The organism is Citrobacter sp. TBCS-14 (genome assembly GCF_005280805.1).
In the GTDB taxonomy this organism is placed as follows: domain Bacteria; phylum Pseudomonadota; class Gammaproteobacteria; order Enterobacterales; family Enterobacteriaceae; genus Citrobacter; species Citrobacter gillenii.
The window spans coordinates 1-221 of record NZ_SZWM01000216.1 but is presented as its reverse complement, the minus strand read 5'-3'; the positions used below and the strand labels follow the sequence as shown (position 1 = coordinate 221).

The 221-nt window shown below is 50.7% G+C and carries 1 protein-coding gene; it reads left to right on the top strand.

The genetic code is table 11. From position 1 onward, the window contains the following. The coding region (locus tag FDX22_RS12180; protein WP_255432881.1) for a lyase family protein at positions 1-221 on the top strand (221 nt) is incomplete at both ends.

Sequence of the window (221 nt, the reverse complement as noted above, 5' to 3'; positions counted from 1 at the left end):
TCGGCGTACTGACTGCTGATGAACAACTGCAGCTGGAAGAAGCGTTGAATAATCTGCTGGAAGAGGTTCGCGCGAATCCGCAGCAGATCCTGCAAAGCGATGCTGAAGATATTCACAGCTGGGTGGAAGGCAAGCTGATTGATAAAGTCGGGCAGTTAGGTAAAAAACTGCACACCGGGCGTAGCCGTAATGACCAGGTGGCAACTGATCTTAAACTGTGG